The 22,379-nt window shown below is 34.2% G+C and carries 19 protein-coding genes and 2 pseudogenes; 5 read left to right on the top strand and 16 right to left on the bottom strand.

All coding sequences use genetic code 11. The features are described from left to right. Window positions 1–15 precede the first annotated feature (15 nt). The gene (locus tag PSA_RS19645) at window positions 16–2,028 is read left to right on the top strand and encodes a urocanate hydratase (protein WP_042146132.1); all 2,013 of its coding nucleotides are present in this window, start codon (window positions 16–18) and stop codon (window positions 2,026–2,028) included. Window positions 2,029–2,133: 105 nt separating this feature from the next. On the opposite strand, the gene PSA_RS19640 is transcribed toward PSA_RS19645, so the two are convergent. The 6 genes and pseudogenes from PSA_RS19640 to PSA_RS19615 all read right to left on the bottom strand — a co-directional run bounded on the left by PSA_RS19640 (window position 2,134) and on the right by PSA_RS19615 (window position 7,252). Beyond that, window positions 2,134–2,775, bottom strand: coding sequence for a hypothetical protein (locus tag PSA_RS19640; protein ID WP_042146130.1), 642 nt, complete (start codon window positions 2,773–2,775; stop codon window positions 2,134–2,136). Between the two features lie 3 nt (window positions 2,776–2,778). Beyond that, complete coding sequence (locus PSA_RS19635; RefSeq protein ID WP_042146127.1) at window positions 2,779–3,267, bottom strand: RNA polymerase sigma factor; 489 nt, start codon at window positions 3,265–3,267, stop codon at window positions 2,779–2,781. A gap of 192 nt (window positions 3,268–3,459) precedes the next feature. Beyond that, window positions 3,460–3,657, bottom strand: a complete 198-nt coding sequence (locus PSA_RS26545; protein WP_231665431.1) for an EcsC family protein — start codon at window positions 3,655–3,657, stop codon at window positions 3,460–3,462. Window positions 3,658–4,129: 472 nt separating this feature from the next. Then, the gene (locus PSA_RS19625; RefSeq protein WP_052380019.1) at window positions 4,130–4,579 is read right to left on the bottom strand and encodes a tetratricopeptide repeat protein; all 450 of its coding nucleotides are present in this window, start codon (window positions 4,577–4,579) and stop codon (window positions 4,130–4,132) included. Window positions 4,580–4,627: 48 nt separating this feature from the next. After that, window positions 4,628–5,149: pseudogene (locus PSA_RS19620) on the bottom strand (alpha/beta hydrolase); the annotation flags it as partial. 57 nt (window positions 5,150–5,206) lie between these two features. Next, on the bottom strand, window positions 5,207–7,252 hold the full coding sequence (locus PSA_RS19615; RefSeq protein ID WP_042146123.1) for a winged helix-turn-helix domain-containing protein: 2,046 nt from the start codon (window positions 7,250–7,252) through the stop codon (window positions 5,207–5,209). Between the two features lie 165 nt (window positions 7,253–7,417). On the opposite strand from PSA_RS19615, the gene PSA_RS19610 reads away from it, so the two are divergent. Next, window positions 7,418–8,569 carry a hypothetical protein gene (locus tag PSA_RS19610; protein WP_042146121.1) on the top strand — a complete coding sequence of 384 codons (1,152 nt, stop codon included), beginning with the start codon at window positions 7,418–7,420 and terminating at the stop codon, window positions 8,567–8,569. Window positions 8,570–8,766: 197 nt separating this feature from the next. Here the strand turns inward: PSA_RS19610 and PSA_RS19605 are convergent, their stop codons facing one another. Further along, window positions 8,767–9,105, bottom strand: coding sequence for a LysR substrate-binding domain-containing protein (locus tag PSA_RS19605; RefSeq protein ID WP_231665428.1), 339 nt, complete (start codon window positions 9,103–9,105; stop codon window positions 8,767–8,769). Between the two features lie 179 nt (window positions 9,106–9,284). On the opposite strand from PSA_RS19605, the gene PSA_RS25965 reads away from it, so the two are divergent. Then, a complete protein-coding gene (locus tag PSA_RS25965) occupies window positions 9,285–11,828 on the top strand; it encodes a hypothetical protein (protein WP_059365021.1) in 2,544 nt (847 codons plus the stop codon). A 65-nt stretch (window positions 11,829–11,893) separates the two neighbouring features. On the opposite strand, the gene PSA_RS19595 is transcribed toward PSA_RS25965, so the two are convergent. From PSA_RS19595 to PSA_RS19570, 7 genes and pseudogenes are all read right to left on the bottom strand, one after another. Beyond that, complete coding sequence (locus tag PSA_RS19595; protein WP_042152096.1) at window positions 11,894–12,451, bottom strand: hypothetical protein; 558 nt, start codon at window positions 12,449–12,451, stop codon at window positions 11,894–11,896. Window positions 12,452–12,512: 61 nt separating this feature from the next. Beyond that, window positions 12,513–12,794 (bottom strand): annotated as a pseudogene (locus tag PSA_RS24805) (transposase); the annotation flags it as partial. Beyond that, window positions 12,761–12,931, bottom strand: coding sequence for a hypothetical protein (locus PSA_RS26540; protein ID WP_231665426.1), 171 nt, complete (start codon window positions 12,929–12,931; stop codon window positions 12,761–12,763). The gene PSA_RS26540 and the pseudogene PSA_RS24805, both read right to left, overlap by 34 nt. A 144-nt stretch (window positions 12,932–13,075) precedes the next feature. Further along, a complete protein-coding gene (tnpB, locus tag PSA_RS19585; protein ID WP_059365019.1) occupies window positions 13,076–13,375 on the bottom strand; it encodes an IS66 family insertion sequence element accessory protein TnpB in 300 nt (99 codons plus the stop codon). After that, window positions 13,372–13,674 (bottom strand): hypothetical protein, encoded by a 303-nt coding sequence (locus PSA_RS19580; RefSeq protein WP_059365017.1) that lies wholly within the window; start codon window positions 13,672–13,674, stop codon window positions 13,372–13,374. The genes tnpB and PSA_RS19580 overlap by 4 nt, the downstream gene beginning before the upstream one ends. A 492-nt stretch (window positions 13,675–14,166) precedes the next feature. Next, entirely contained in the window at window positions 14,167–14,883 is a 717-nt protein-coding gene (locus tag PSA_RS19575; protein ID WP_042152082.1) for a hypothetical protein, read from the bottom strand. A 162-nt stretch (window positions 14,884–15,045) separates the two neighbouring features. Then, window positions 15,046–15,468 (bottom strand): hypothetical protein, encoded by a 423-nt coding sequence (locus PSA_RS19570; RefSeq protein ID WP_157575797.1) that lies wholly within the window; start codon window positions 15,466–15,468, stop codon window positions 15,046–15,048. Between the two features lie 65 nt (window positions 15,469–15,533). On the opposite strand from PSA_RS19570, the gene PSA_RS19565 reads away from it, so the two are divergent. Continuing rightward, a complete protein-coding gene (locus PSA_RS19565; protein ID WP_052380238.1) occupies window positions 15,534–16,394 on the top strand; it encodes an amidohydrolase family protein in 861 nt (286 codons plus the stop codon). A 17-nt stretch (window positions 16,395–16,411) separates the two neighbouring features. Continuing rightward, window positions 16,412–17,821: a serine hydrolase gene (locus tag PSA_RS19560; RefSeq protein ID WP_042152074.1), complete on the top strand. Its 1,410-nt coding sequence runs from the start codon at window positions 16,412–16,414 to the stop codon at window positions 17,819–17,821. A gap of 56 nt (window positions 17,822–17,877) precedes the next feature. On the opposite strand, the gene PSA_RS19555 is transcribed toward PSA_RS19560, so the two are convergent. Next, entirely contained in the window at window positions 17,878–21,222 is a 3,345-nt protein-coding gene (locus PSA_RS19555) for a type VI secretion protein IcmF/TssM N-terminal domain-containing protein (RefSeq protein WP_042152071.1), read from the bottom strand. Further along, window positions 21,219–22,373 (bottom strand): type IVB secretion system protein IcmH/DotU, encoded by a 1,155-nt coding sequence (icmH, locus tag PSA_RS19550; RefSeq protein ID WP_042152068.1) that lies wholly within the window; start codon window positions 22,371–22,373, stop codon window positions 21,219–21,221. Before icmH ends, PSA_RS19555 begins: the two co-directional genes overlap by 4 nt. Window positions 22,374–22,379 lie beyond the last annotated feature (6 nt).

The raw sequence follows: 22,379 nt of genomic DNA, 5'->3' as shown, positions 1-22,379 counted from the left end.
AGGGGTACATTTACCATGAGTACAAAAATGAATTTTCAAGAAGAAATAAAACAAGGGATCCCAAGCGTATTACCACAAGCAAAGGCATACCCTGCAGATGCTAATCGCGCGCCTAAACGTAAAGATATTTTATCTGCTGATGAAAAACAGCTAGCAGTTAGAAATGCATTACGTTATTTCCCAAAAGAGTGGCATCAAGAACTCGCAACTGAGTTTGCTCAAGAGCTTAAAGATTTCGGTCGAATTTATATGTACCGTTTTAAGCCTAGCTATGATTTAAAAGCGCGTTCAGTTTCTGACTATCCAGCACAATGTGAGCAAGCAGCTGCAATCATGCTAATGGTTGATAACAACCTAGATCCAGCTGTTGCACAACACCCAGAAGAGTTAATTACTTATGGTGGTAATGGTGCAGTATTTCAAAACTGGGCACAGTACTTATTAGCAATGAAATACTTAAGTGAAATGCAAAGTGATCAAACTTTACATATTTACTCTGGTCATCCTATGGGTTTATTTCCATCTTCTAAAGATGCACCACGTGTTGTTGTAACTAACGGCATGATGATCCCTAATTACTCGAAGCCAGATGATTGGGAAAAATTCAATGCATTAGGTGTAACTCAGTTCGGTCAAATGACTGCAGGTTCATTTATGTATATCGGTCCACAAGGTATTGTTCACGGCACGACAATTACAGTGATGAATGCATTCCGTAAAGTATTAAATAAAGGCGAAAGCTCTAAAGGTAAGATATTCCTAACAGCTGGCCTTGGCGGCATGAGTGGCGCGCAACCTAAAGCGGGTAACATTGCTAACTGTATTACAGTATGTGCTGAGGTAAATGCGCATGCTGCAACTAAGCGTCATCAGCAAGGTTGGGTTGATGAATTAATTGATAACATGGATGAATTAATCGCCCGTGTTCAAGAAGCACAAGCAAATGAAGAAGTTGTTTCAATTGCCTACATAGGCAACATTGTTGATGTATGGGAAAGCTTCTATGAAAAAGAGATTTTCATTCACTTAGGTTCAGATCAAACGTCACTTCATAATCCTTGGTCAGGCGGTTATTACCCAGTAGACATTAGCTATGAAGAATCAAACCGTTTAATTCGTGAAGAGCCAGAAGTATTTAAAGTTAAAGTACAAGAAACGCTTAAACGACATGCTGATGCAGTTAATAAACACACAGCTAAAGGTACTTACTTCTTCGATTATGGTAATGCATTCTTACTTGAAGCATCACGTGCCGGTGGCGATGTGATGGCTGAAAATGGCATAGATTTTAAATATCCTTCTTATGTTCAAGATATTTTAGGTCCTATGTGTTTTGATTATGGTTTTGGACCATTTCGTTGGGTATGTGCTTCTGGAAAACCTGAAGACTTAGATAAAACTGATGCGATTGCTGCGCGTGTTCTTAAAAAGATCATGCAAGAGTCGCCTGAAGAAATTCAACAACAAATGCAAGATAACATCACTTGGATCGAAGACGCTAAACAAAATAAATTAGTTGTTGGCTCACAAGCGCGTATTCTGTATGCAGATGCGCAAGGCAGAATGGAAATCGCAAAAGCATTTAACGATGCAATTAATAGCGGCGAAATTGGTCCTGTAGTGCTTGGTCGTGATCACCATGATGTAAGTGGTACAGATTCACCATTCCGTGAAACATCAAATATTTATGATGGTAGCCGCTTTACAGCAGATATGGCTATTCATAATGTTATTGGTGATAGCTTCCGTGGCGCTACTTGGGTTTCTATCCATAATGGCGGTGGCGTAGGCTGGGGTGAAGTAACTAACGGTGGTTTTGGTATGTTACTTGACGGTACTGATGACGCAGAACGTAGACTTAAATCTATGTTATTGTTTGATGTAAATAACGGTATTGCACGTCGTAGCTGGGCACGTAATGAAGAAGCTAATTTTGCGATAAAACGTGAAATGGCAAGAACGCCTAAGCTAAAAGTAACATTAGCAAACAATGTTGATGACGATATTTTAAATAACTTATCACTGTAGTTTACTAGCGTAGCTAGTCACTAAAAACTTGTTAAAAGAAAGCTATTCCATATTGTGGAATAGCTTTTATTTTTGAATAGATTGAACAGTCTTTTGTTTAATCGATTACTTTCGTAATTCTTCCATATCTGCAATCAGCTCTTCTAGCTTTTTAAATTGGCGACCGTAAATAATATTTAAATCAAAACGGTACAAAGCTTCAGCGAATCTAGCAACAATTAAGGTCACTATAATTAAACCAATTAACAAATAATAAGGCAGCCCTAAGATGATAATATCAGTAGGAAACGCTTCCAGAAGTTGTGCAATCAGTCTCGACCCATCTTCACTCACTATCCCTTGAACCGCTAAGCCAATAAATAACAAGGGATAAAACACTTTATAATACTGAGCGTATGCAGCCATAGAACTGTTTAACCAGTTATTAAAATTCATAATATAGTCATAACTGCTTTGCCCTTTAGATAAGTTCACAGATTTGTTTAACTCTCTTTTAGCAATAAACATCAATGGCAGCATCAAACAAAAAAGATATATTCCTAAAAATGGTAACCCGTTAATGCTCATCATAATGAGCACAAATATGCTGCCTAAAACAATCGCTTTTAAATTTTGAGAGAACATATTTCTTAACTTATCTACAATATTTTGAGACTTGCGATCGTATAGGTTATTAATTTTTGGCGCTGTTAGGCTTGGCTCATTAACAAAGCCATTTTTCCATATTGTTTCGATAGATTTTGTCATGAGTTAATCCTTTTTGTTCATAATAGTATTGAGTTTGTCTTTTATTCGGGTGATGCGAACACCAATGTTATTGGTATTACTTCCTATGATTTCGGCTATTTCTTGATATGACTTTTCTTCAAGGTAAAGCAAAATTACTGCTCTATCGGTTTCAGATAAATGTTTAATCGCACTGTATAGTTCGTTAATTTCATCACTGACAAATGCTTTACTATCGTCTATTGCTTCTTCTGGTAATGTATCTGAAATGATTTCTCTGCTGCCACTTTTACGACGTTTTAAATAAGTCAGACATACATTAAGTGAAATACGGTATATCCAAGTTGACCATTCACTTTGTTGATTAAAATTATCTTTACTACGCCATATTTGCAGACAGACCTCTTGATAATAATCTTCAAAATCCTCTTGGCTATTCGTATAAGCACGACAAATTTTTATAATAATGCCCGCAAAAGGCAGTATCGATAGCTGATAAAAGTCACTTCCCATTTAAATTTGATAATCCATTTTATTATTATGCTTAAGTTAGTGGCACGAGGGAAAGGTTTATTACATTCATAATGAAATTATTTTAATTTTTCTGCAAGTGTGAGGTTTTATAAGAAGGTTAGGTTATAGTTTTTTGGTTAGTGTTAGATGATAATTTTAATAAATTCATTGGTGGTATGTGTCTTGAAAACACTATTTAGGTAATAGCTTATATTGTTGGCTAATCGCATTTTCGCCGTATTTTCTTTCGAGTTTACGCACAATAAAGTGACCTTTTGCCATATCCTGAAAATGGTCGATAAAAAGCGTATTTATTGCGGCACCGCCAATAGCACCAATTGCAGGTATAGCCTGAGCTGCAGCTTTTTGTGTAATTTGAAGATGCTTCACCCGGAAAATCTTTCATTGTATACAAAGCTGCATCTGCCGCTTTATTTAAGGCTGAATGAGTAACACCGCTAAGCTTTTGATTCCAATTACTGGGTAATTTATCCATAAATAATTCTATTGGTGTACCAAGGTAGTCTGTCATTTTTGCAGCGAGACTTGGGTTTTCAAGCAGTGCTTTAGCATACTTGAGTTCATCAAGGTGATCTGAACTGATAACGAAATTACTTGATGTTGCCATAATAGATTAAGCGCCATTGTAAGATTTATTTATAGTATAGATTTTATAATTTGAGCTGTTCTAAAACTATATACAAGTTGTATTATATTGTTATTAAAATATTTATGCGGAATAAAAAATATATTTTTAGAGTAATTAAATTAATTTGGTTCTACATTCGTTGATTTTTGTGATTAAAAATAAATGCTACTCAGAATGTGAATCGAATTTTTATAAAAAATTCAATAAATAAAGTTATTTTAGCTGCGCTTTATTTGTACCAGAAACCTGAGCTGTTAATCTATTTTTTCTACTAATGTATACCTGATAGCCGCTATCTTTTTTTGTTGCCAGTGTTAACGCTTTATTTATGTGCTGTAAGGCTTCATCATAGCGATTTAATCTTTCATAAATGTAAGCTAATCCATTATAAGCACTAGCTAAATCAGGGTGTGATTTTAAATTAAATTTAAATATTTCAACGGCTTTATGCTCTTGTTTAATATTAACTAAGTGGTACCCAAGTTCTCGAATAACCCACTCTGGTGGTTTTATATTTTCATCACGTTGCATGGATAAACGACTGTAATAATCATTGATTGATGCTACTCCATCAATTAGTGCCTTATTTGGCATTCTGATGGGTAAAAATAAGTTCTGATATGCATGAAAAGCGCCTGCGGCTGACGTTAAACCATGTGACACATTATTAAATTCGTTTGAAGTAAATTTAAAGTTTTTAGGTGAGTTCTTTTAAAAATGGGTGTGAAAATCATTATACACATCACGCATTTCACCTGCTTCTTCTCCTATATTCATATATAAGTAGTTATTTAAGCTGGTTTTTTGAGCGATAAATGCTTTAGCCTTTTTAGCTGTTGTGCGGTCGCCCCACCAAACAGCGGGACTATAAGCTACATGCGCTTGAAAAAGGTGAGGTCTAGACTGAAGGCTATGAATCGTAAGTAACCCAGCTATTGATGCGCCAGAGATAACTTTAAAATCATGTGTTCGATAGTTTTGATCTATGTATGGAATTAATTCAATCTCAAGAAAGTCTAAAAATTTATCAGCGCCGCCACCTTGTCCTACAGGACCTCTTGGGTCGAGGTTTACTGTCGGTGCAAAGTCTCTTAATCGATTGGTATTTTCAATTGCAACCATAATAACCTCTGGTGCACTATCTGCTTTTTGCAATTTATGCATTACCTCATTTATCAGAGGTAAGTTTTCTTTACCATCTAGACGATAAATAACGGGGTATTTTTTATTTTTGTTATTGGCGTAACTTTTTCAGTCATTTAGGTCAAATGAGTAAGTGAATAATTTTTATTAATAAAGCTCAATAAGTTCTTTTTGATAATTAATCATTTGTGTAAAAAGCAACTCTGCGTTATTGACATCACTTACATAGCGCGCGGTATCAGGGAGCTGCTGCAATACTTTAAATGACTTGGAACTGAGTGAGTAGGACCATAACTCCCTATTTTTATTGATACCAAATAATTCATTATTTTCTAATGCAAATATATTACTATCTAAATGTGCGGATAAAAGTGGGATCTCGTCAGTTTTATCTTTTTTCACCCAAAACCGTTTAATCGTATCAACATAAATTAAGGTATTGTCCTCAGTTAAATTTGCCCACTTAATGTCTTTATTAACCAGTTTTGTTACTTTTAATGTGCTCATATCTACTTGATATAAGATTGATTGGTTATCTTGTTTTGATAGAGCTAATAAATGATTTTTCTTAGTCCATTGTAAAACTTTATAAATAGGTAGTTTGATATCAATAATTGATGAACCACCTTGCAGATTAAATTTAATCAGCTTATTTTTATCTATGCCTATTAAATATTTCCCATCGTTTGACCATGCAAAACTGACAGATTGTATACCGTATTTTAACTTACTTATTTGCTTAGAATCTTGTCCATCGAATAACCATAATTGGCGTTTACCCGTTCGTTTAGACATAAAAGCAATATTGTTACCTTTTGGCTGAAATTGGCCATTTATATCACTGGAGTTTGAACGCGCGATTGTATGTAATTTTAACTTACTCACATTAGACTGATTAAGCTTTATTAATGCCATATCAGAATCCGCCATTGCTTGAGTTACTAGGATTTTTTTACTATTGGGATGAAAGCTTGGGCTATAAATACCATGCTGATTTAGGCCATTTATTCTTTTTAAAGAACCATCAAAAAATATTTGAAATAATCCTTCATGGGTTGCTGTTATTAGGTAGTCTTCAAAAGGATGATAATGAATATAGTAGTTATCATTAAATGAGAGCCCCTCTGGTGGTTTTAATATGGCACGAGATAATACTTCGCCAGACATATTAAGCTTTTCTACTATATGTTGTTTATTTTTTGTTGTACTTATTACTGCAAATGCATGGTTAGCAAACGAATAATCATAGCTATAAATATACTTATTTTTCGGTGTATATACATCGGTTAACTGCTCAGTTCTCGGATTATAAGCTTGTATTTTTTGTAGTTGGTTTTTATGTTGGCGTAAAATACCAATACTGCCATTGGGTAGCCATCTTGCCAAGCCTGCTTGCTGAGTATTACATTGAAGTCTAGGCGTTGTATGTTGTGGTGACTTTAATGCCTCAGCAAAATCCAAAGTGACTAATTGCCAGCACTGCTTTGGAGCTATTTCAGTTTTATTGCATTGACTTTGCGTTACAAAAGCCAGTTGGTTACCATCTTGAGACCAACTGCGCGTACCATATATTCCGGCATTTTTTGTTAATTGATACTCTGCATGTGTTTGTAAATCTTTCGCCCAAATGTGACTTGTACATGACGTTATGCTTCGTTGAAAAACAATATATCTACCATCTGGAGAATATTGTCCATTAGACTCTCTTTCATCACTATATGTGAGAGGCTTAACTTGATTAAAGTTAAGTATTGAATTGTCTTCAAACCAATAAAAGGTAATAAATATACACAAAACTAAACTTATAAAACTCAATGCGTACTTTGTATTTTTGGCGCTACTTATATGGCTTTTATTAACTTTATTTACTGTCGTTAGGTGGGGTTTAACATGGGCAATTAAGCTATAACCCAGTTTTGAATGTGTTTTAATAATGGTTTGTTGTTTACTGTTATCGCCCAGCGCTTTTCTTAACTGTGTAATACAGCGCTGCAAGCTGTTTGGTGCAACAATACTGTCTTGCCAAACACTGGCCATAATGGATTCGTGGCCCACTACTTGCTCACTATTTTCTACAAGTATATTTAATACTGCCATCGCTTTAGACGGTATATTTGTAACTATATTATTATGTGATATTTGATTGCGAGTGCAGTCAATAAAGTATTCATTTATCCAAAACTGCTGTGGCATTCCGTTAATATCCATTTGATAATTCGGGTTAATATTATATCTAACGTCATGAAAAATAAACTATTCAGGTAAAAATCAGCAAATTATCAGCTTTATTCATTTAATTTAGAAAGATAAAAGGTAGCTTGTTTGTAAAACAAATAAAAATTTAAATATAGGAAAATTATGAATATATTGTTTAAGCTAACTTCACTGATATTAGTATTAATAAGCGCCACAGCTAAAGCTGGCAGCACACAAGAACAAATTAAAATTACGCATGCTGAATTTTCACAACCCTTAGTTTTTAATGTCACATTACCTGCGGGATACGAAAAAAATATTGATAAATCTTATGTCCTAATGTTTGATTTGCATTCTTATTCAGACACATATTTAAGTGGCATGCATGATTGGATGAGCCATAATGGGCAGTGGCCTTGGCTGCAAACAATTATCGTCACTCCCGTATCAGGTAATCGGGCTGCCATGTTGTTTGATGAAACAGGAAAAACCACACCGCTATTAGATTTGATAGATGAAAAGTTACTACCAAAAGTAGTACAAAAATACAGGACTAATGGCTTTAAAATAATTAGTGGGTTTAGGATGAATGGTTCAGTAGTGCTATCTGCTTTGATCAATAAACCTGATATGTTTAATGCCTATATTGCAACAAGTCCTGAACTCAAAGATGATTTTTCAGGCATTTTGTCTACGGCACCAAAAAAACTGGCTAAGTTAGGTGATAAACCGCGTTTTTTACTGTTTAGTCATGGCGCAAATGTTAAAGAAGCACATCAGGTAACTGATTACGATGTTTTACTTTCAATATTAAATAAAGATGCGCCACACAAATTAGATTGGCATTATGAAAATTTTGCAAATAATTATCATATGTCATTGCCTTTATTATCTGTTATCACAGCAATAGAAAAGCTATTTAATGATATACATATAGGTTTAGCGCCAACATCTGAAATTTCACAAAAAGGGACTAATGCCATCATTAAGCATTATAAATATTTATCGCAGCATAAATATGGTTTTGAAGTATCACCAAAACACTCAATTAATGCGTTAGGCTATCATTTATTAAAAACATCACACCAAGCAGCAATACAGATTTTTAAACAAATGATTGATTTATATCCTGCAGATGCTTACAGCCATCATAATTTAGCCAGTGCCTATGAAAAAATAGGTGATTTTGAAAATGCAGTAAAGCATCAACTGGATGCAGTAAAACTAGCAAATAATATGCTGACCTGGCACAAAAATCGCCATCAAAAATTTTTAGCCGATTATCTTTCAAAAAGTGATAATGCTTTAGAATAACCACTTTAAGCCTTATTATATTTAATTGGTAAATTTAGAAATAAGTTGAATCATGAATTTGGTAAAGATCGATCACTATTCAACTTGAAGTAAAGAAATGAGCCATTTTTGCAGTGCATCCTCATTGTAACTAGGGTGCCAAGCAGCTATGACATCAAATGGGTCTGGAACATGTTCAAGTGGAATTTCAGTTAAGTTTAGCCCTTGGATCGCTCTAGAGGGTAAAAATGCATAGAGTCCGTAGTTTCAAGGTACATAGGCACAATCGAAAAACATGGCGCTAAAACAACAATATTTCGTTCTAAGCCAAACGGCTTAAACCAATCGTCAATAGAACCTTTAAAGTTAGGGCGTGAAGGAGATGCAATAATTGAAGGATAATTTGCTATTTCTTTTAGTGAAGGATTTGAAGTTAATAATTTTGAATTGGGAGGCGCAACACACACATGATGTTCTTCAAATAGCTTAATTAAATGGTAGCTATTAGGAATATAGTCAGGAAAGGCGATTGCCAAATGTACTTTACCACTTTGCATTAATTCATGAAGAGTATCAATTTCAAAGTCTCTAACAATAATCTTTAAATTTTATAAAAACCAATGTATTGGAATGAAAATTTTAATTATCAAGTTCCTAAAAAAAATACTCCGTGTTACTATTATGTTACTTTTTTTGCGTACTTGTAACCACGGTAATAATTTTTAAGGTAGTTTTTATGACAATTTTGTCATTTCATAATAAAGGGAATTTCCTTCGTAAAGCAACGAGTTTAGCTGTTTTAACCGCTCTATATACATCTCCAACAGTTTATGCAGAACTCGATTCTCAAGCATTTATTATTCCTAAAATGATAATAAAGCCATCAGTATTAGAAAATTCACAGCAAGAAATATTAGAGCACAAAGACTGTACTCAAGATGATTGGGTCACTCGTGAAAATGGCATACTTACTGGGGCGCAATATAATTCAGCGAATGAAGTTGCATTATTAGACGCTGGCAATGAAGTAACTTACGGAGAGTTCAATAATTATAATCAAAAAGTCGGTTTTAGAGAGTGTGAATTAAAATCAGAGAAGGTTATAAAAATCCCAGTGTTAATGGTCGATTGGGCTGATTTTGATCCCGCTACCGATATGAGTAATCCAAATAATCCAGATTCCATTGAAGGAAATGAGTATAAACAACGAACGATAGAAGAAGTGAAAGCGTTCTTAAACTCTGGCAATTCCATTGCGAAATATTTTAAAGATGTAAGTGGTGGTAAATTTAGAATTGAATTTGAAGTATTTGATTGGCTACGCTCTTCTGATGATGGTTCTTTAATAAAGCCTAGGTCTGAATATTTGTCAATTTCAGAATATGACGGTCGTTGGTACTGTGACCGAAATCAAGTTATGAAAGATGTTTTAAAAGAAGCTATTTTAAACAAAGGGCTGGATCCTAATGACTATGATATTAATCATAATCTAAGAAATCAAAATGAAGGTTTGATGAATGGCGCAGTTTTATTATATGAGGGTGGTCCAGGATCATGCTCTGGTTATAACATGAGTTGGTTAGAAATTGGTAGTTTTGAGCCTGGTGAGCATGTAGAAAAAGCCGTTTTAAATTCATTTAATTTGAATGAATTGATTGTTGAAAATCCTGAACAGCAACAAAAATTATCTGCATTAAATAAAGTTTTGAGAGTTTACAATAATATTCCTGAAAAATCGGTTTATGGTTCTGATTATTTTGGTTGGGCGCATGAACTTGGGCATATGTTTCTAGGTTTTCCTGATTACTATTATGAAAAATTTAATATGGGTTACTTTGCACTTTCAGCAAGAACTCCTAGTTTAGATGCATTTTCACCTGCTGGTTTTGAAAAATGGTTATTTGCTAAATGGATTGAACCGCAAGAATTAACTGAGTCTACAGTAGCTCAAATAACTAGTCATGATATTGCTGATGACGCCCAATACGATTCGAATACACCTTATTTATATAAACACAATATAGATGGAAATCCAGAGCATTATTTATTAATTGAAAATCGTTGGTTTGAAAATTCAGGTAATATACATTCTAGTTGGGTAAAGCAAGACCCTAATTATTCCGGCGCAAGGGATCTACAAAGTGGTTTACAGATTTTTGAAGTAAATTTAAAGCATGGCTACTATAACGACAAACCAAGCGTATACCGTTATTCTAAAACGTCTGATCCCTTTACCTCACAATTGGAAAGTTGGGCTCAAGGGAATGAGTTTAAAATATGCTACGGTACATATTGTATTGAGCTTTCAGATATTTCAGCTGTAGGTCAGGAAATGAGCTTTAGCTTTAGCGCCTTTACTGATACTGATGGTGACGGTATTGCTGATGAAAATGATGCTTTTCCGAATGATTCAAATGAGTGGTTAGATACAGATGGTGATGGCATTGGTAATAATGCGGATACAGATGATGATAACGATGGTGTTGTAGATACAAATGATGCATTCCCGTTGGATAGTGCAGAATCTGTAGATACAGATGGTGATGGCATTGGTAATAATGCGGATACAGATGATGATAACGATGGTGTTGTGGATACAAATGATGCATTCCCGTTGGATAGTGCAGAATCTGTAGATACAGATGGTGATGGCATTGGTAATAATGCGGATACAGATGATGATAACGATGGTGTTGTGGATACAAATGATGCATTCCCGTTGGATAGTGCAGAATCTGTAGATACAGATGGTGATGGCATTGGTAATAATGCGGATACAGATGATGATAACGATGGTGTTGTGGATACAAATGATGCATTCCCGTTGGATAGTGCAGAATCTGTAGATACAGATGGTGATGGCATTGGTAATAATGCGGATACAGATGATGATAACGATGGTGTTGTAGATACAAATGATGCATTCCCGTTGGATAGTTCAGAATCTGTAGATACAGATGGTGATGGCATTGGTAATAATGCGGATACAGATGATGATAACGATGGTGTTGTAGATACAAATGATTCATTTCCGTTGGATAGTGCAGAATCTGTAGATACAGATGGTGATGGCATTGGTAATAATGCGGATACAGATGATGATAACGATGGTGTTGTTGATACAAGTGATGCTTTTCCATTAGATGCAACACGTTCAACTGCTCCAACACCAGAAGTAACTAAAAGTGATTCAAGCGGAGGAAGTTTAGGTGGTTTTTTAGCTTTGTTAATGTTGTTTTTAACAGTAAAGCGTTCAAAAAATCAAAAGGTTAAAAAGTAATTATATTTGCAAGAAAAACTGTATTAAGTTCGCGCTATTTATATTTTAAATAGCGCTGCTCATTTTTAAAGGCTTTTAATAGGTGTGTTTTGAGTATTCGTTTTTACTTTTATTTCTTTAAAAAGCAGTAGGCAAGTAATTATATATAAAGGTATAAGTGATAAAAATGTATAAGCATAAGAAAAGTCACTTCCTCCTAGGGCCAAAATACAACCGGTTAACGGCATCGAGATACCCAAAAAGTAATATGCTTTACTTTTATATAGCCAACCAAAAGGAATAAAATGTGAGCCAAACAGAATTGCCATTACAAAAGGAAACCAATTAGGCGTTAATTGCAGAACTAAAATGAGAACAGGCCAATATAAAAATTGAGCACAGGCTAAAACTGCGGATAAATTTGATAATGGGCCAAACTTAGCAAAAGGGTTTACTTTAAATATTTTTGAGATGAAAAAGGCTATAGGAAAAGTACTACCTGTTGCACATATTGTCCAAATTAAAGCCTGACGTTGCTCTAATTCGGTGATAAAAATAGCACAGAGGCTCATTATTATTGTGCCAGCTAAAGGGAAGCCGATTCCTTTTTTAGTAAAGCTGATTAAATCATCCCGGTTATCCATTATATCTCCAAAAAATTATTTAGCTTAAGTTAATACCAAAGAGCATTTGATTGTTTAATAGACTATCAGTACCGCAGCAATAAACCCACATGTAACTGGTTTTTTTATCTTCTTTAATTACTGCATGAATGACAGCTTGGCTAAGTAAGGTCTTTGTTAATTTATCATACAACGGAGCAAATAATTCTCCGCAGCGCATAATCCAATCTGACATTGTTTTTCGACTAAGCTCAATACCCTAGTCTGTGAACATTTTTTCTTGTCGATATAATGGCAAGCCATATTGATATTTGGCGCTGATAACCTGACTCAGTAAACTGCTTGTTTCAAAGCCTTTAGGAATTTTTGTTTGGCTACTTCAAAGCGTTCAAGCAAGCTATGAATGATTTCATCTTTTTTGATAATAACTTGCTGCAACTCAAGCAACATACGCTTGAGTTGTTCTGGGTCGTCTGACAGTGAATTAGCATCAATTTTCATGCTCGCAGTTTAGCTAGTATTTTAAGTCTAATCTGTTTTCAAACTCAAATAATATAAAGGCTCTGTACACGATCATTGACTGCTATTTTGATCTAACTAGCTCTGTGATTGATAATGTAATGGCTCATGACCAAGTACGTCATATCATGATAATAACCATTGAAGCTGCTCTGAACTCAATGTAAATTCTTGAGTCGATATTTTACTAGGCCATTTGAACTTTTGTTTCTCAAGTCGTTTGTACCACAATGCAAAACCTGTTTTATCCCAATACAGAATTTTAAGTTTATCTTTCGCTTTATTACAAAATACAAATAGCGTACCAGTATTAACATCAAGAGCAAGTTCATATTCCACAATACCAACGAGTCCATTGATGGATTTTCTAAAATCAACAAAATCACGATGTAAAAACACCTTCGGCACATCAACAAACATTTTCATTGGGCACACTCTCGTAATAGTTGAGCAAGGTATGAAGCTGGGATTGAACTTGGAAAGGTAAGCGTTGCATTTCCAACACTGAGATTAATGTTGTCAGGTTGGCGTGTTTCAAACTCAACTTGTTGCATCACTTTAGCGCGAATAAATCCAGATTGCGTTACATCTAGCTTTTTACGGTGAGCATAAAAGCTAGTCAGTGAGAGTTTATGCTGTCGACAATAATCAATAATGGTTAAACTACTAGATTGTTGATCTTCAATGATAGATTGCCATTTTTCTTGGCTGCGCATAATTCTCATAAGTTACTCCAAAGATTGTTTGGTAATAACTTAACGAGACTAATAGCGATTTGTTAGACGCAGATCGCCGGACGTTTATAGTTTGTCTGCCATATTTGCTATAAACACTTGTGCCGAAACAATTTGAGTTTTGTCAGAGCCAAGCTCTAACAAGTTTTGTTCAATGGTAGCTAAAGAGAGCCTAGTCTTTTGTTCAATACCAACCGAAGTATCTGATGACGTGGCGACTTTCCAGACTAAAATTATACCAATTCCGATAATTAAGTGACTACTCAGAAGCTCCTTTTAGGCGGGTTTCAAAGCGCTTGATGATGCATTATTGATTTTGATAGGGAATAACCATTGTCTACAATCAATGCCTTCCCTAAAACACTTTGAATTCCCGCTGCGTGACCAGTTAATTAACGGAAATGGTATTATATGCAGATGATTTACCGCGGCCAGCGTAAATACCTGATGTTCTTTCTATCATCTAAACTTCCTTTATGCTTTTTATTCATAACCCATGGCTAAGCGCCTTTGCTGAGCTGATTGGCGTAATAAAAAATGTGCTTTTCCTTTTTGTCGCTCATTATAGGCATTTTTTACCACTAAACTAAGCTCTTCGTAAAGGGCATTTACAATGGGTTTATTTTTATGTTTACCAATCATCGGAAAGCCCCATTCAAATAACCAAACTAAAATTTGATTTAGTACGGTAATACTTTCTTTTTGGGGATTGATCATGCCATATACAAGCTTATCCGAGATTTCTTTTTTTTGCTCTGGACTTAATTCAGTTGCAGCATTTGACCACGATTGTATACGCACTAGCACATCTGTATTAGCCATATTCATTTGATGACTCATTTGCTTTGTTTGGCGTAAATCTTCATTTTTACATCGGCCTAATGTATCTAAATCGCGCTCAGGTAAATTTAAAGCTGACCAATTCGGGTAATTGATAAAATCTAAACCGAAAGATTCATTTATCGCGACATGAGTTAATTCATGTACCATATTACCTAAATTGCCTATTTGATATCGGACTTCATATTGACGTATATTATTTGGTTTATATCTGCATACAGCCGAGCCACTTGTTTGCACATCAATCCATTCTACAACTAAAGGGGTTAATGCTAATACTTCATTTAAAATGAGTTTTAATGGTCCATGTACGATATTGCTTAATCGTCGAAGCTTGGCTAAATCTTGTGCTACGCTCATTGTTACTACCTAATTAACTTTAACTATAAAAGAAACGCAGTGCTTGAAAGTGACACAACGTAAAATACGATTTATATCATATTAGGTACGATTTTCAATGTAATTTAGATTGTTAGCCCTATTTGTTGAGCGTTACTAAAAATAGTAACTTTGTGTATAACTTTATTTGCTCACTAATATTCTATTTGCCTCAAGTAGTGTTGTATATTTATCTTCTCCAAGTCCTGTTTCTATAAATAGCTTTTTCATTCTCGCTTCAGGATACATATCCATATTGTAATCGGGTAACCAGCCAGTATTAAGCATGTTTAACACGACTTCTTTGGATTTGTCTATTTGACCCTGAAGTAAATGCCATTGTGCTTGGGAAATGTTCCCAATAGATTGTTTATCAAATAATAAAGCAAGTTGATTTAGTTGTGTTGTAGTTAATGTATTGTGCTGATCTACATGATTTTGTATTAAGTGATAGAGTGAAAATATATTCATATTATGCTCAGTGACTATGGTGTCTGATTTTGATATTTCAGGATTCAGTTTTACTAAAAGGTCTAGTGCAGTTTGGTATTCTTTCATTTGCAGCAAAATAAAAATTCTAGCCAAAAAACTATGATATTACGCAACATACGCCGGAGGCTGTTGTAGCACGTATGGCTGAAGATGGTGCTATTTGCGTCAAAGTGTTTATCGAAGATGGTTTTGGCCATAACAATGATTGGCCGCTGATCAGCAAGCAGTTATTACAACGGGTAAGGGCTGCGGCAACTAAGCATGGTTTAATGATGATGGCACATGCCAATGCATTTGATATGCAACAGATTGCAATTGCGTCAGATGTTGATGTGATTGCCCATGGCATTTGGAATTGGCTCGACTTTAATCGCCAGCCAGCTATTCCTAAAGATATTAGGATTTTGTTAGACGAAATTATTAACAAAGGTATGATTTTTCAACCAACCTTTAGTGTAATGGATGGCTTAAAAAATATCACTATCAATGACACTATGGCAGATCCGCTCTATAAAAAAGTGGTTTCAACAAATGCACTTAATTGGTATCAAAGTAAAGCAGGGCAATGGTTTAAAGAAATTGTCCTTGGTGATTACGATAATATGCCTTTAGAAAAAATTCATCAAAACCAAGATCGTAAAATCTTTCAAGGAGAAAAGGTTGTTCAATATTTAAAAGAAAATGGTTTACCTATGGTGCTGGCAAGCGATACACCTTCGGCACCTTTATATGTATCTCAGCCAGGTTATTCAACATACAAGGAGTTACAGCATTTGTTTAAAGCGGGTTTAAATTATAAAGAAGTTTTAGCCGCAGCAACAATCAATAATGCTAAAGCTTTTGGCTTAGATGATAAATATGGCACAGTCGAACCCGGTAAAGTCGCTAATTTACTTCTACTTAATCAAAATCCATTGCTCACTATAGATGCTTACAATGCAATCGATAAAGTGATTGTAAAAGGCATAGCAATCAATCGTGAATCATTGGCTGTTAAATAAGATATAAGAAGAAAAAAATGTTATTTATAAAAAAAATGAGTCAAGTGTTAATAAGTTTTATCTTACTGTGTGGCCTTAATTTTACATCAAATGCAGATAATCATTTAGCAATGGAGGTGGTGAATGAAACACAAATTAAAATTGAAAAGGTTGTAAATAGCTACACTTCTAATAATGCTTTTGAAGGCGTGATTTTGGTCGCCAAATCAGAAAAGATTGTTTTTGAGAAAGCCTATGGTTTTGCTGACCGAGTCGACAATCAAAAAACAACAGCTGCCCACGCTTTTGGACTTGCATCGCTTAGCAAACCTATTACAGCAACATTAATGCTCAAACTTGAGGAGCAAGGCAAGCTAAAGTTAACTGATACGTTAGCTGATCACTTCCTTGAATTTAAAAATAACTTTGGTCGAAAGGTCACTTTGCATCAGCTACTAAGCCACACATCCGGTTTACCTGATCACTTTGCCATTAATGGTTGGTTTGATGTGAATTTTCATAAGCAAACTTCAGAGCAAGCATTTATTAATATGATAGCCAAACTTTCCCCAAAATTTGCTCCTGGAGCAGATTACCTTTATTCAAATTTAGGATATTTCCTAGTAGGCAAAGTAATAGAAAAAGCGACAGGTAAATCTTATTCAGAGAGTTTAAAAAATAATATATTACGGCCTTTAAACATGAATAAGTCAGGTGTCGCCAGTGGTTTTGAACTAAGTTCTGGTATTGTAAAAGGCTATCAATGGGATAAGAAGGGCGGCTATCATGAGCAAGTAGCAAAAGATATGAATTTATTTGGTGCTGGTTCTGCGATTTATGCAAGTGCAAAGGATCTTCATAGGTTTGATTTAGCTTTATATGGTGAACAATTGATCAATGAGCAAAGTAAAACGCGCTTATTTAATCCTAAAATTTCATATAGCTGGCGTGTTGGCAAGGTACCCGTTAGTAAAAAACAAAATGTAAATGTTCATATGTATGATGGTCAATTTGATGGCTATAGTTCTATGATGACACGTTTTATAGATGATAAGCATAGTATTATTATTTTGAGCAATGTGGGAATAAGCTACTTTTTAAAACAGCAACTTACATTTGATATTGCAGATGTATTGTATAATCAGCCACTTAAAAACCGTGAAAATGATGTATCTCTGATTTTAATAAAAAGCCTTATAGCAGGAACTTTTGAGCAGACTTTGACTGGTTTAGAGGCTAAAAAAGGAGAATATAATTTTAATGAGGCAAGTTTATCTGAGTTGGCTTATCAAATACTTTGGAGCGGCCTTGGCAATGAGTCACTAAAGTTATTCTCTTTCATTACCAATACTTTTGTTGATTCTTTGAAAGCAAAAACTAATCTAGAACGTGCATGTAATCATCATGTAACCAATGGTTTATTGAATAAGCGAGGGATCTGTAAATAACATTTATTAACCTCAGAGCTTAACAGCCCTGAGGTTAATAAAGGTTGAAGCTGGTTTTAAAGTAGTTTTTCAGGAAACTTTATCTTACTAAAGAAGTGAGGCTCAAACGGGTTGTTTTCACTTTCTACTAATAAAGATAAAGTTACTTGAGATTTATCCTCAACTATCTTTATTTGTGTGTTTTCATTACCTGTTTGATAGTACTTATAAACTAAACGTAACCATGCCCAATCACTTTTATATTCCTTAGTTACCTTTTTATTTTGTGTATCTGTAAAAATGGTTAACAGTGGGTTTTGAGTCGTAAATTCAGGCCAAACGTAGTTTTTCCAAAGTTTCGGGCCATGTTCATAATTAAATAAGGTTCTTTGCGAGAAGAGCTCAAAATTTAATAATGAAGCAGACATTGAGTTTGTTTTTAACTGAAAAGATATCGACGCTTGATTGCCATTTTCTTGATATAAAGTTTGTTGAATGATTTTTAAATCATTAAATTTTTTATCTATATCAGATGAAATACTTAACTGACTGTCTTGTGTAAAGCCATTTAAAACTAGGCCTTGGTCAGTTTGAGAGAATTTATTTAACATTAAGCTATTAAACTTATCAAACACACCCTCTGGTTTAAAGTATTTATTAAATAGCTTAAAACTAACATTGTTTTGACTTTTTAAGTTAAACGGAAACTTATTGGCAAATTGTAAGTTAAATGGATTACTGATCTGTTTTTGCCAAATTTTATTCACGTGTTTTGAAACAGATGTATTCACTTGTTGGTTAATTGTATTAATAATACCAGAGATGTGTAAATCAATTTTAGGAATAGACAATTGCATTTTTGCAAGTTGGTATAGACTTTGGTCTTTCTTATTTGAAGTCAGTTGTTCAAATAAATATGCACCGATATCTTTATTGTCTTGAATATCTTTAAACCAAATTGCAACTTGCGTAATGTTATCGTGTAAATGAATGAGTTCACTGAGACCTTTATCGTCTTTTTTCACAAATCTATGATAAACACTGAATTCGGCTTTAATATTATTCGCCATAATAACTTGCTCATTGACAGGCTTTAATAATGACTCTACAGCCTGCTCTTTTTTCTCAAGTTCAGACTTCTCAGCTTTTTTTATGGCAATCTGAGGCGAGGTATAATAGCTAATTGCATCATATAACCGATTTTGAGGTGCATTAGTTTTTGATGACATTAAAGATAGGGCATGCATCAAATTTTCGTTATTGATAGATTTAAGCGTAATACCATCAATAAAATCTACCCAATATTGAACATATTCTCTTTGATAGTATCGTTGTAAGCTTTTAGCAATATTATCAATTTCAAAATCATTTAATGAATGGCCTAAAAGTGATTTGTTATTATCAATTAGGCTTTGTATTAAGTCAGAATCAGCATTCAAATTCATGCCTGCAAATCCTTGAGGCGTAAAAATCATAGGTATAAATTGATTTTGAGACTCATTTTTAAATTGATACAGATCGGGAAAGTTATTGCCGAGCTCACTACTAATATCTACCATAGATGAAAATTCTGGAAGTTCATTAATATATTCAAATAACACTTTAGTGGTGTTTATCTTATTGATACTGGCCTTAGATTGCGTAATTAAAGTCTGATTAAGGTCTACTTTAGGTACACCTAATGCGTGCAAATCATCCATTAATACAATTAAGTTTTTTAATGTATTTTCTTCTGAGTGACCTTCTTTAATAAAAGATTGCTTGTAGTACGTTTTTAAATGATCCCATGACTTTTTATCGTGCAGTTGTAATTCTTCATTTAAGTTTAATAGTTTTGCTGTTTGAAGGCTGTCACCAAGCATTTCGTAAACAAATAACTCATCTTCTAGGTAATGCACTAAAGAGGGTAATAAAACGTCTTTAAGCTCATTGTGGTAAGCTTCTTTTACTGATTGTGATAATTGAGGGTTGGGGATCATATCTGAGATATAAAATGGTGTAGGCCTGCTATAATCAATGTAGATATTTCTGATCATTTGTAAGTTATTTACATTAAGTACAAGCTCTTCAATATCATAAGGTGATTTTCGTACGACATTTTTATAGCGTTTAAGTTGCTGTAGTGTTTTTTCATTTAAAGGTTGGTAATGATCAAAATTGACTTTTAAAAGTGCAATGGCTGATATAACGATTGTCAAAATAGCCAGACTATAACTGATCTGAAAACCCCAAAATAGACGTTTGCTATTTATGTTTATGCCCGCTAATCCTGCTTCAGGGCGAATCATTTTATCAAATAACTGACTAATGAAGATACTGTGTGGTAATTTTACATTATCACTTTGTAGCATTTCATTAAAACCTAGTTGATAAGCAATTTGTTTAGTTAATGGATCGGTTGCTTGTGATACCTGTTGTGTATTGGTAAAAAAGAACCCCCTAAACTCATAGTTTTTTGCTGTAAATAATTGTTCTAAAAAATAACCTATATCAGGTTGAATTTGTTTTAACTGAACGGGTGCTGCGACCACAGAGCGTCTAAATTGTTCGCTTAATTGGCTATCTAATGCTGTTAAAGTAGTTTGTCCCATTCGCTTACAAATAGTGTCATAAGCTTTTTCAAACCAACTGATAGAAAACTTACCAAGATTTGCATTTTTAACATTTAAGGCACCAAAGTTACCATTAAGTTGTTCTTCATCTAAAGAAGCAAAAAATTGGCAAAAATCAGATAGGCCTGCCATTTGATTAAATAATACATAAATTGGCAGTTTTTGACCGCATAAGCTTTGTGTTTCATCTATCACTAAACGTAAATCACTAGTGATCTGTTGGGCATTATTTTTATTATTACTGATCAGGTTATCAACAGATTGACTGATCATTATGCCATTTAAGGTTTGACGAGACCTAAACTTTTTAGCTTGTTTAAGTAATAACTTTAGGCAGTTTAATGAACGTCTGTCTTGATCTGATATCTCAACTGTTAATACTACAGCATCATTTTTAAGCCAAATTGAAACCGGCAGTTTTTCACTGATGGCTGAATTTGTATTATTTCTAAAACCCATTTGTGTTAAAACGGCATCATCGCTTTTTAGATCATTTGTTATATATAAATACCAAGGTAAACGATATTTTCTTTTGATCATTCCCCGGTCTTTTAGGCCTGTCATAAAGAGCGAAAACATGGTTTTTACAAGTTTACCGTCTTGTTTTTCAAGATTCTTTTGTTGTTTTATCGTTGCGTTATCACGATTTAAAAACCATAAAATACAGCTAGTAATTAAGATTAAAATAGCGGCAGAAGCAAACATCCAACCAAGGTTAGGAACTAGCCACCAAGCCAGAGAAAACCCCGTAAATAAAGAAAATAAAATACTACCTATCAGGTGTTTTTTTGTGAGCGTAAAAGTCATCATTGTTGGTTACCATTATCTTCAATTTCAACTCTAACTGTTGATATTTGGTAATTATCCTTAAAATATTTTTGCTGTACTTTAGAGTCGCTTACTGTTTGGGCTGTACTGTAAACAATAAAATATGACCCGATAGGCATGATAGAAAGTACGTAATTGCTGTTTGATAATTTATTTAGATATTTATTTGCATTGGCCTGTGATGAAAAAGATGCGAGTTGCACTCTAAAATTGCTAGGCTTAATTGTTTCTACTTGGGTTAAATCTAGATCGTTATGTTTATACCCTGACACAGTATTAGAAATTGGTTCAGCTGCAGAATGTGTTTGTGTTAAATTTTTAACGGCATGTATGTCTTCATCGGTACTGATGTAGATAATATCTTTAGTTTGCGTATTTAAAATATAATTAGCTGTGACTTTTTGTAATTCATTAAACTCTTTTGAGCGCAGCTCATAAGTTTCTTTAAACCAGTAATCAAAAAAGGCAAAGACTAAGGTGAGTGTTAATAAAATCACGACCGTAAATGAAAAATATCGCGCACCATTTTTTAAAAAGAGTGATTTAGCAATTGGTGCATCTTTTAATAAGATGCCAGCAGTTTTGTCAGGGTTATCGATAGACTGATGGATTTGTTTGGTGATTACACCTAATTGATCTGACTGCCTAGAACGATATCTACCTTTAAAACCCATTTGTAAGAACACATAACTCAGTTCAAGCAGCCCTTGCATTTTTGCTGCTTGTTTTAATGCTTTGTCTGTAATGGTAAAAAATAAGTCTCCACCATTTTTTAAACCAAATAGCTCACTTAAAAGTGTGTTATTTTCCCATCCAGCATCATCGCCCCAGGCACCATGAATGATAAACTCATCTAACACGATACAATGTAAGCAACATAGCTTATCTATCACTGCTGATGGATAGTCAAGGTTTTTGCCTTGTTCACTTAAATTTACAATATGTTGCTTTAATAAGTTTTTAAATAACGCTAGATTTTCAGGCTTAGGTAAGCGAGACAAAGTTAAAATGATAGATAAAAGCGGCACACTTAAGTTATAAAGTGCATTGTCATTATAATTAAACAATGACTGCTCTTTTTGTATTTTATCGCTAAAATCTATCGGTATTGTTGGGCAATTTATATCAGGCATATTTCT

This window comes from Pseudoalteromonas sp. '520P1 No. 423', assembly GCF_001269985.1.
Classification (GTDB): Bacteria; Pseudomonadota; Gammaproteobacteria; order Enterobacterales; family Alteromonadaceae; genus Pseudoalteromonas.
The sequence above is the reverse complement of the archived record's forward strand: the minus strand, read 5'-3'. Positions and strand labels throughout refer to the sequence as shown.

Coding starts and splice junctions, on each gene's coding strand:
- PSA_RS19615 (WP_042146123.1), bottom strand. CDS start 7,252: ATGCCACAGCAGTTTTGGATAAATGAATACTTTATTGACTGCACTCGC.
- PSA_RS19560 (WP_042152074.1), top strand. CDS start 16,412: ATGTTATTTATAAAAAAAATGAGTCAAGTGTTAATAAGTTTTATCTTA.
- PSA_RS19595 (WP_042152096.1), bottom strand. CDS start 12,451: ATGGATAACCGGGATGATTTAATCAGCTTTACTAAAAAAGGAATCGGC.
- PSA_RS19555 (WP_042152071.1), bottom strand. CDS start 21,222: ATGATGACTTTTACGCTCACAAAAAAACACCTGATAGGTAGTATTTTA.
- PSA_RS19645 (WP_042146132.1), top strand. CDS start 16: ATGAGTACAAAAATGAATTTTCAAGAAGAAATAAAACAAGGGATCCCA.
- PSA_RS26540 (WP_231665426.1), bottom strand. CDS start 12,931: ATGAAAATTGATGCTAATTCACTGTCAGACGACCCAGAACAACTCAAG.
- tnpB (WP_059365019.1), bottom strand. CDS start 13,375: ATGAAAATGTTTGTTGATGTGCCGAAGGTGTTTTTACATCGTGATTTT.
- PSA_RS19640 (WP_042146130.1), bottom strand. CDS start 2,775: ATGACAAAATCTATCGAAACAATATGGAAAAATGGCTTTGTTAATGAG.
- PSA_RS25965 (WP_059365021.1), top strand. CDS start 9,285: ATGACAATTTTGTCATTTCATAATAAAGGGAATTTCCTTCGTAAAGCA.
- PSA_RS19635 (WP_042146127.1), bottom strand. CDS start 3,267: ATGGGAAGTGACTTTTATCAGCTATCGATACTGCCTTTTGCGGGCATT.
- PSA_RS19575 (WP_042152082.1), bottom strand. CDS start 14,883: ATGAGCGTAGCACAAGATTTAGCCAAGCTTCGACGATTAAGCAATATC.
- PSA_RS19580 (WP_059365017.1), bottom strand. CDS start 13,674: ATGAGAATTATGCGCAGCCAAGAAAAATGGCAATCTATCATTGAAGAT.
- PSA_RS19605 (WP_231665428.1), bottom strand. CDS start 9,105: ATGCAAAGTGGTAAAGTACATTTGGCAATCGCCTTTCCTGACTATATT.
- PSA_RS19565 (WP_052380238.1), top strand. CDS start 15,534: ATGGCTGAAGATGGTGCTATTTGCGTCAAAGTGTTTATCGAAGATGGT.
- icmH (WP_042152068.1), bottom strand. CDS start 22,373: ATGCCTGATATAAATTGCCCAACAATACCGATAGATTTTAGCGATAAA.
- PSA_RS19610 (WP_042146121.1), top strand. CDS start 7,418: ATGAATATATTGTTTAAGCTAACTTCACTGATATTAGTATTAATAAGC.